Annotated in this window: 6 protein-coding genes; 2 read left to right on the top strand and 4 right to left on the bottom strand. The window is 65.9% G+C overall.

Annotated features, from left to right (window positions below; translation table 11 throughout):
• Window positions 1-625: 625 nt before the first annotated feature.
• Window positions 626-1,234, bottom strand: coding sequence for a hypothetical protein (locus NTX40_01590; GenBank protein ID MCX5647779.1), 609 nt, complete (start codon window positions 1,232-1,234; stop codon window positions 626-628).
• A gap of 549 nt (window positions 1,235-1,783) precedes the next feature.
• Between NTX40_01590 and NTX40_01585 the strand changes: the two genes are divergently transcribed.
• A complete protein-coding gene (locus tag NTX40_01585) occupies window positions 1,784-1,987 on the top strand; it encodes a hypothetical protein (protein MCX5647778.1) in 204 nt (67 codons plus the stop codon).
• Window positions 1,988-2,001: 14 nt separating this feature from the next.
• On the opposite strand, the gene NTX40_01580 is transcribed toward NTX40_01585, so the two are convergent.
• The 3 genes from NTX40_01580 to NTX40_01570 form a co-directional block, all read right to left on the bottom strand.
• A complete protein-coding gene (locus NTX40_01580) occupies window positions 2,002-3,384 on the bottom strand; it encodes an RtcB family protein (protein MCX5647777.1) in 1,383 nt (460 codons plus the stop codon).
• A gap of 364 nt (window positions 3,385-3,748) precedes the next feature.
• Complete coding sequence (locus tag NTX40_01575; GenBank protein ID MCX5647776.1) at window positions 3,749-4,183, bottom strand: archease; 435 nt, start codon at window positions 4,181-4,183, stop codon at window positions 3,749-3,751.
• Window positions 4,184-4,269: 86 nt separating this feature from the next.
• Window positions 4,270-4,806, bottom strand: a complete 537-nt coding sequence (locus NTX40_01570) for a cob(I)yrinic acid a,c-diamide adenosyltransferase (protein MCX5647775.1) — start codon at window positions 4,804-4,806, stop codon at window positions 4,270-4,272.
• Between the two features lie 200 nt (window positions 4,807-5,006).
• Between NTX40_01570 and NTX40_01565 the strand changes: the two genes are divergently transcribed.
• Window positions 5,007-5,579, top strand: a 573-nt coding sequence (locus tag NTX40_01565; GenBank protein ID MCX5647774.1) for an RNA-binding transcriptional accessory protein, incomplete at its 3' end; no start/stop codon positions are given.

Genomic DNA, 5,579 nt, shown 5'->3' with positions numbered 1-5,579 from the left:
GGTTCAACTTACGACCGGCGACCTGTCCTCCGTAGCCCGCAGGGCGAAGGAGGATTGTGGATAACTTTTTTGAGGAGGTTTTGGGGGGTATTTTGGGGCGGTTTTTTGGAGACCACCGGCCCTGGCGCTAGCTTCCGGGGGGTTTTTTCGGCGGACGGGGTGCCTTTGGTAAGATGGGCTAGCGCGAATTTTGACTTTTTTAGGGGCTTTTTCACGTTTTTGGTGCGGTTTTTACCGGTTTTTGGGCCTTATTTCGCACTCTTTCCATCCATGCCATGTGCATACCTTTATGTTAATAACTTTTTTCCCGCGCGTTTGGCGCGGGATTTGCGCAGCCTTCAACGCAGCGGGCCACGGCAGGGGCCGTACCCCTGCCAGGGAGCACGCCGAGAACGCAGAGAAAAGCGGGAATGGGGGGAACGGCGGGGCGAGGGAGGGTGTAGGCCGAAGGCCTGAGACAATTCAGCCTGGGGCGCCGCCGGTGCGGTTCGACGGGCTCACCGCCCTGAGCCTGCCGAAGGGCCGGTGCCGGTGCTTGGATTGTAGGCAGGTGCGGATTGACAAAGAGTACGCCTGATGTGTTGGCCGCGGCTTGATGGCGCGAATTTCTGCGAGTGATACCTTGTTAGGCCGTACCCTTGGGCACACTCCGAGCAAGCGAATTCAGGCCGTCAATCGCGCGGTTTAAGAACAAATAGGATACTACAACTGAGGCAATACCAAGGGCCAGGACGACCCAACCCGTGAGGATATCCATACTGTCGCCGGGCCTCTGGACTGAAATGGCGCGTATGAACCCAATCCCCAGGCCAATTAGGGGGAAAACGGGTATGGCAGATGCTAGTTTCTCCGAAGCGGCCGGGGCATTGATTTCGCGCTCGGCAATGAAGTCATTGTAGTCCTGAGCCCAGCCATAAATGACCTGAAAATACCAGTAGAGATTAAATAGCGGCACAAATAGAAGGCCCACCGCCGCAGCGGGGGACATCCTAGCCCGGTCCTTGGGAATTGCTGCCCACATCTTATACAAAAGAATGAAGTAAACGACTCCCCCGTAGACCAGGGCCAGTATGCCGATGGCTGTGAAAAGGAAGTAGCCCGTAATAACTCCTATCTGAGGGATTGACGGGGCTTCTCGGCTTCCCCCGCCACCGGGTTTCCCGGCAAGGATCAAGCCTACCACCAGAACAAGTATGCCGAGAGCGAAGAGAGGGACATAGCTGAAAATAGACATCAGGTAGAACACCTTATGAATAGCCGGCCGCGAAGCGCCAATTGGACCACTAGGCTGAGTGTCGGCCGAAGCCGGCGTGTGAGCACCCGCTTGAACCGCTTTGGGCAGCAACGAGCCTTGTTTCGCTACGACAGAGGAGGTAACGAGCCCCTTTCCTTCCGTATCCGTAGCGGCCGTGCTGGGGATCCGCAGTACCACGCCACAAGCCGGGCACTTGGCACGACGACCGGCGAACTCATCCTTGAAGTGGTACGCCTTGCCGCAAGCGCAGGTGGCTCGGATAGGCATGACTGACCCCTTTAGGATATTCGGCCGCTCGTAGCATACCGTGAGAATTGGCGAGTCGCCAATAGAATCTCCACGCAGAGTTGACGGCCGGTCCACGGGTCGTATAGATCGTGGTAGGCAACTGAATACGCGACGGGCCCGCCTTCGCGGCTGACGCCGTTATGGCGGACAAGGGCTTGGCCATGCCCCTTTCGGCTGGACCCCGCCCAGGCGCGCTGGTACAATATGGCAAGCGTAAGCATTTCTTCGCGGGGGACGGTCATGCAGCGACGCGTGAACGTGTTTGTACCGTTCGCCTGCCCGCGTTGCGACGTCGAGATGGTGGTCACACTCGACGAACTCCGCGCCGGGGCCACGGTCCGCTGCGTCTCGTGCGGGGCGCAAGTGGACCTGAAGCCCGAGGACCTCTCGGTGCCGTATCACGAGCCTCCGGCGAGCGACACGCCTATGCGGTTCCAGGTCTGATCGGCTGCGGCGCGTCAGCCCTTGACGACGCCGAGCGGCCGCATCCGGCACACTTTGTGCGCCAGACCCGCGCGCTCCACCACGGCAACGACGTCGGCCACGTCCTTGTAGGCGTCGGAGTGTTCCTCGGCGAGTCCCTTCCAACTGCGGCTCCGCGCGACGATGCCTCGCTCCGCCAGCCGCGCGCGAACCTCTTCGCCGCGGACTCCCCGTGCCGCCTCGTGCCGCGACATCCGCCGACCCGCCCCGTGGCATACGGAGCCGAACGTCTCCTCCATCGCGGCCGGCTCGCCCACCAGGAGGAACGAGTATCGTCCCATGTCGCCGGGAATGAGGACCGGCTGGCCGACCTCGCGGTAATCGGAGGGCACCTCCGGGTGGCCGGCCGGAAAGGCGCGCGTCGCGCCCTTGCGATGGACGCAGAGGGTTTTTTGACGCCCGCCGACCGCGTGCGTCTCGATCTTGGCGATGTTGTGGGCAACGTCGTACACGAGCCCGAGGCCGAGGTCCTGCGCCTTCGAGCCGAAAACCTTCGCCACGGCCCCGCGCACGAGATGCATCAGCAGTTGGCGGTTGGCCCAGGCGTAGTTGGCCGCGGCGCGCATGGCGCCGAGGTAGCGTCGGCCCTCGTCGCTCTTGACCGGTGCGCAGCAGAGTTGGGCGTCCGGCAGTTCGAATCCGTACTTGGCGGCCGCCCCGCGCATGATTTTCAGATAGTCGTCGCAGATTTGGTGGCCGAACCCCCGGCTGCCGGAGTGGATGAGCAGCGCGACCGTGCCCGCCGCGACGCCGAACGCTTCGGCGGCCTTGGCGTCGTAGATTTCGTCCACGACCTGGACTTCGAGGAAGTGGTTCCCCGCGCCGAGGGTTCCGACCTGGTCGTTGCCTCGCTCGACGGCGCGCTTGGAGACGGCGTCGGGGTCGGCCCCGTCGAGGGCGCCGCCCGCCTCGGTGTGCTCCAGGTCCTCCGGCCAGCCGTAGCCGCGCTCGACGATGAAGCCGGCCCCTTCGGTCATGACGCGGCGCATGTCCGGGGGCGAGAACTTGACGTCCCCGCCGATGCCGACGCCGCACGGCACGTCGCGGAAAATCTGGTCCACGAGTTGCTTGACCTTCGGCTCGACCCGGTCGCGCGCGAGATCGCTCCTCAGCAATCGAACGCCGCAGTTGATGTCGTATCCGACGCCGCCGGGCGAGACGACGCCGCCCTCCTCGGGGTCCGTCGCCGCCACGCCCCCGATGGGAAACCCGTAGCCCCAGTGAATGTCGGGCATGGCGAGGCTGGCCTTCTGGATGCCGGGCAGGCAGGCGACGTTGGCGACCTGCTCGGCGGCGTTGTCCTTGCGGATCTCCTGGATGAGGCGGTCGTCCGCGTAGATGATCCCGTCCACGCGCATGCCGCGCTTGTAGGATTTCGGGATGCGCCACCGGCACTCGCCGGCGGGTTCGAGGGGACCTTGGTAGGATCGCGATTCGGTCATGGCCAATGACTCCTACGGCACGACCGTCGCCGTCCCGGCGACGGCTAAACATTCCCCTTTTGCGCGGCGGGTACGGAGACCCACCGCGCAAAACCCTTGCTGTTTATGCGCGGGGGATGAACCCCCGCGCTACAGAAACAACGCGTTTTCGCTGCAGCACAGCCGTCGCCGTGCCGGCGACGGCTAAACATTCCCCTTTTGCGCGGCGGGTCTCCGCACCCGCCGCGTGTTTTGCGGTTTCGCCCGCCAAGGCGGGCGGCTAACTATGTACAATCCTCATTCACACGTCGAGGATGAAACGGGCGGACCAGGCGCCGTCGGGCGACCGCCGGACCGCCAGTTCGTGGTACGTGACGGCCTTGACCTCCAGGCGTGCCGCGTGGCGCTCGGGATCGAATCGGCCGAAACCGACGCGCGCGCGGACGCCCGAGGGGGCCGCCTCGGCGAACTCGAACCGGAGCGGCACGAGACGCTCCGTCTCGAAGCGGTACAGGAGTTCCTGGAGCCAGCAGACGAGGAGTTCTGCCGCGTCGTCGCCGAGCGAGGGGTCGGGCGCGGCGGCCACGTCGGCCTCGACGGCGACCTCGCGGGGCCCGTCGTCCAGCATGATCGAGAACACGCCGCGCGCGGCCGTTTCGAGAAGGTCCGCGAGCGACTCGCCGCGGACCTCCAGGCCCACGTCGGCGGTGTGGTCGAATGCCTCGAAGGTGCCCATCGCCCGGGTGCGCCTCCCTCAACCATTATAGGACCGCCGCCTCGCAAGAGGGCCTGCCAACGCTCCCGTTCGCCGCGCGCCGGCCATCAGAACTCGATGCCCTCTCGGGCCTCGGCGCCCCCATCGTGGGGATGCTTTAGGCCGCGCATCTCGGTCACAAGGTCCGCGCGCCCGATGAGCCCCTCGGTCGCCCCGCGGCCGGTCAGGATGAGATGCACGCCGGGCGGGCGATCGTCCAGAAGCGTGAGGACGTCCTTTTCGTCCAGGACCCTCAGGCCGACGGCCGTCAGGATTTCGTCGGCCACCAGCATGTCGCGCTGGCCGCTGCGAAGAATCTGGCGCGCATACTGGAGGGCCTCGCGCGCCGCGGCCCGGTGCTCTTCGAACGCCGGGTCCTCCGGCGGCGGGACGAACCCCCGCCCCATGACGCGGATCTCGAGGTCCGGCGCGAGCCGACGCACGGCCTCGTGTTCGCCCGACGCGCACGCCTTCAGAAACTGGACCACCAGGACCCGCAAGCCTCGGCCGACGGCGCGCACGGCCTGGCCGAGGGCGGCGGTCGTCTTGCCTTTGCCGTCGCCCGTGAATACGATGACCAGACCGCGCTCGCTGCCAGCCCCCATAGGAAGGGTCTCCGCGGCCGGCGTCGCGGCGGCTTTGCCTCGCCGCGCGACACCAACAGGCCGGCCCTGAGGAATAACCCTATTGTAGAAGCGTCGCCGGCATATCGCAAGCGGCGCCGGTCGGCGGAAAAAAGATTTTGCGTCCGCCGGCCGGGGCGCCTATACTGCCCGAATCGGAATCACGCGGAAGAAGGCACTCCGTGCAGAAAAAGGTTGCCCCTGACATGCCGGGTGACACGTTTCAGGCGCTGGCGGACCGGCTCGGAATCAAACGCGAGCAGGCCGAGGCTGCTTCCAGGCTCCTCGACGACCGTCTGAGCCCCACCTTCATCGCCCATTACCGCAAGTCCGCGACGGGCGGCCTCGACGAACCGAGGCTCCGCCGACTGGCCACCGCACGCGAGGAACTGCGGGCCCTCGAGGATCTGCGCGACCGCGTCCGCCGCGAAGCCAAACGCGCCGGCCTCCTGACGGACGAGTTGACGCAGGCCCTCGACGGGGCGACCGAGGCCGAACCGCTGCGGGACCTGCTGGAGTTGACGAAACCCGGCCGACGGACCGCCGCCACCGTCGCTGCCGAGCGCGGCTTGGCGCCGCTCGCGGACTATGCCCAGGCCGGCCCGGCCGAGGGACCCGACCTGGCGCGGAAGGCGGCCGAGTTCGTCAGCCACCCGCGCGAGGTGCGTTCGGTCGAGGACGCCCTCGCCGGCGCGGGCCACATCCTGGCCGAACGCTTCAGCCGCGATTGGCGCCTCCGCAAGGCGGTCCGGCGA

It is taken from the genome of Planctomycetota bacterium (assembly GCA_026387035.1).
In the GTDB taxonomy this organism is placed as follows: Bacteria; Planctomycetota; Phycisphaerae; order FEN-1346; family FEN-1346; genus JAPLMM01.
Note: the sequence above shows the minus strand (reverse complement) of the source record. Positions and strands in the feature narration are given on the sequence as shown.

Excerpts from the sequence above, each read along its gene's own strand:
- NTX40_01585 (MCX5647778.1), top strand. The coding sequence starts at position 1,784 with ATGCAGCGACGCGTGAACGTGTTTGTACCGTTCGCCTGCCCGCGTTGC.
- NTX40_01580 (MCX5647777.1), bottom strand. The coding sequence starts at position 3,384 with ATGCGCGTGGACGGGATCATCTACGCGGACGACCGCCTCATCCAGGAG.
- NTX40_01575 (MCX5647776.1), bottom strand. The coding sequence starts at position 4,183 with ATGGGCACCTTCGAGGCATTCGACCACACCGCCGACGTGGGCCTGGAG.
- NTX40_01570 (MCX5647775.1), bottom strand. The coding sequence starts at position 4,806 with ATGGGGGCTGGCAGCGAGCGCGGTCTGGTCATCGTATTCACGGGCGAC.
- NTX40_01590 (MCX5647779.1), bottom strand. The coding sequence starts at position 1,234 with ATGTCTATTTTCAGCTATGTCCCTCTCTTCGCTCTCGGCATACTTGTT.